Consider the following 3001-nt stretch of genomic DNA (forward strand, 5'->3'; position numbering starts at 1 on the left):
GGCCCGGCAAGTCTGCGCCGCCGGGCAACACAACCCGCACTATGCGTCTGAATACATCAACGTGATCTGTTTCGCTTTCGCCAGCGCGCATAACGCCTCGTCCGGGCGGCGGTCGCTGGCGATGGCGTCAAAAGCGTCCAGATCGCCCATACGCGCCGGGCGCACTTTATCAAACTTACTGTGATCCACCACCAGCACATGATACTGCGCATGGGCCATCGCCCAGTGCTTCACCGGTAACTCTTCCAGATTGAAACAGGTGGCTCCCTGGACCGGGTGCACCCCCGCCGCTGAATAAAATGCCAGATCCGGGCACAGGTTATTCAGCGTCTCGTTAAAGTTCAGCGGTTTAAAAATTGCATTGCTGGCGTGGAACTCGCCGCCGCAGAGGATCGCCCGACACAAGGGCTTTTCCTGCAACGCCATAAAAGTATTCAGCGAGTAGCAAATGGCGGTAAAGGGCAGATCCTGAGGAATGGCCTCAATGATCCATGGCGTGGTGGTACCGCAGTCGAAAAATACCAGTTGGTGCGCCTGCACCAGCTTAGCGGCATATTGCGCGGCCAGACGCTTTTCATCCACCAGACGGGTTTTCTGATCGCTTAACAGATAGTGGCTGGCGGTACGCGGCTCCAGCACGATATAACCGCCAAGCAGGACCACAGGCGCATTGCGGGCGCCGAGATCGCGACGAATGGTCATTTCTGAAACGCCTAATAACGCCGCCGCCTCTTTCAGGTGCAGCTTGTCGGTACGCTTCAGCGCCTGTAACAACAGGCCTAAACGCTCGTCACGTTTCGTTTCCATAAATCCCCTGGCATGATGAAAACCCCGCTCGCTGCGGGGTGCTCAATCTTACCTGTGCCGGCAGGCTTAGTCACGCACCCAGCCTTTGCGGATCGGCAGAGCAAAACAGACGCGGTAAGCCCGTTGCAGGGCGGCGTATAACGACTCGCCGAACGCCTGCCACAGCATCTGCGCCGTCAGACAGCCGCTGATGCCCACCAGCAAACCGCCCAGCATATCCAGCGGCCAGTGCACGCCGAGATAGACGCGCGACCAGGCGATCAGCAGCGCCACGCCCATCATCGCCACGCCGGACCAGATGCGGTGCCAGAACAAAAACGCCAGCGCAAAGGTAAAGGCGACGGTGCCGTGATCGCTCGGATAGGAATCATCCGGCGCGTGATGCAGGAAGTTATAGCCCACGCCCTCGACAAACGGACGATCGTGGGGGAAAACGTGCCCCATTACCCAGGACACCACAAGACTGACGACGATCGCCAGCGCCATTTTAACCACTAACTGCCGCTGGGCAGGCCCCCACAGCCAAAGCACCACGGCCAGCAGCGGCACGATGTGGATCAGATCGCGGGCAATGATAATGGCAGCCTGGATCAGCCAGGCGGGGGAGTCCGGCGTCGCATTCATCCAGGCGAACAGGGTATAATTCAGATCTTCCAGCATCGTATTGTCACTCTTTTGCCGCAGGCTACCTGTAGTGGCGCGTTGAAAAAGGGATCACCTTAGGATCACCGCCTTCGCCGGTAAACCAGTTTTGTCTTAGTTGTCCGGCGCTTGTGAGCAACCGGAATGAACACTCTGCGATAAGAGCATGCCGGAGCCCGCTTAAACCGTGGCAAAATAGCCCACGGGAAAACGGCGGTTAATGCCGTAAAATGTGCGAAACTTTGTGCAGGTCGCAAAATTCGCTGTTACAGGGACGGCGCATTCATTACACTTTGCGCGATTTTTCAGGATAAAAAATTTCATGCCAAACCATGCTTTACCTGGCCGCCGTTTAGGACGCCAGGCGTTGTTGTTTCCGCTCTGTCTGGTCCTGTACGAATTCTCAACTTATATCGCGAACGACATGATCCAGCCGGGCATGCTGGCGGTGGTTGAGCAGTACAACGCCGGCATTGAGTGGGTGCCGACCTCCATGACCGCTTATCTGGCGGGGGGAATGTTTTTACAGTGGCTGCTGGGGCCGCTGTCAGACCGTATTGGCCGCCGCCCGGTGATGTTAACCGGCGTGGTGTGGTTTATCGTCACCTGTCTGGCAACCCTGCTGGCGCAGGACATTGAACAGTTCACTATCCTGCGCTTTTTACAGGGTGTGAGCCTGTGCTTTATCGGTGCCGTGGGCTATGCCGCCATTCAGGAATCCTTTGACGAGGCGACCTGTATCAAGATCACCGCGCTGATGGCGAACGTGGCGCTGATTGCGCCGTTGCTTGGCCCGCTGGTGGGCGCCGCCTGGGTGCATGCTGCGCCCTGGGAGGGGATGTTTGTGCTGTTCGCGGTGCTGGCGGCTATTGCCTTTTTCGGTCTGCATCGCGCCATGCCGGAAACCGCCACGCGGCTGGGGGAGCCATTATCCCTTAATGCGCTGGGGCGGGATTATAAAGCGGTAATGAAAAATGGCCGCTTCGTGGCGGGCGCGCTGGCGACGGGTTTTGTCAGTCTGCCGTTGCTGGCGTGGATCGCCCAGTCGCCGATTATCATTATCAGCGCCGAAGGCATGTCGAGCTACGAGTACGGCCTGTTGCAGGTGCCGATTTTTGGCGCGCTGATTATTGGTAACCTGGTGCTGGCGCGTCTCACCTCGCGCCGTACCGTGCGCTCGCTGATTATCATAGGCGGCGGGCCGATCGTGGGTGGTCTGCTGCTGGCGGCGGTGGCAACCGTGGCGTCATCCCATGCTTATTTGTGGATGACCGCCGGGCTGAGTATTTATGCCTTTGGTATTGGCCTTGCTAACGCAGGACTGGTGCGCCTGACGCTGTTCGCCAGCGACATGAGTAAAGGCACGGTGTCTGCTGCCATGGGAATGCTGCAGATGGCGATTTTCACCGTCGGCATTGAGGTCAGCAAACACGCATTTCTGGCAGGGGGCAATGGCCTGTTCAGCCTGTTTAATCTGGCGAACGGCTTGCTGTGGCTGGCGCTGATGGTGGTGTTCCTGAAGGATAAATCCGTCGGTAACGCGTTGTCATAG

3 protein-coding genes are annotated in these 3001 nt (G+C 58.0%); 1 reads left to right on the forward strand and 2 read right to left on the reverse strand.

The annotated features are described in order from the left end of the window. Positions 1-39: 39 nt before the first annotated feature. The gene (gene deoR / locus QRD42_RS11965; RefSeq protein ID WP_321987208.1) at positions 40-807 is read right to left on the reverse strand and encodes a DNA-binding transcriptional repressor DeoR; all 768 of its coding nucleotides are present in this window, start codon (positions 805-807) and stop codon (positions 40-42) included. A 66-nt stretch (positions 808-873) separates the two neighbouring features. After that, positions 874-1467 carry an undecaprenyl-diphosphate phosphatase gene (ybjG, locus tag QRD42_RS11970; protein ID WP_318375728.1) on the reverse strand — a complete coding sequence of 198 codons (594 nt, stop codon included), beginning with the start codon at positions 1465-1467 and terminating at the stop codon, positions 874-876. A 304-nt stretch (positions 1468-1771) separates the two neighbouring features. Here ybjG and QRD42_RS11975 point away from each other — a divergent pair, with 304 nt between their 5' ends. Beyond that, positions 1772-3001 (forward strand): MFS transporter, encoded by a 1230-nt coding sequence (locus tag QRD42_RS11975; RefSeq protein WP_321987209.1) that lies wholly within the window; start codon positions 1772-1774, stop codon positions 2999-3001.

This window comes from Enterobacter sp. PGRG2, assembly GCF_030291195.1.
Taxonomy (GTDB): domain Bacteria; phylum Pseudomonadota; class Gammaproteobacteria; order Enterobacterales; family Enterobacteriaceae; genus Enterobacter_D.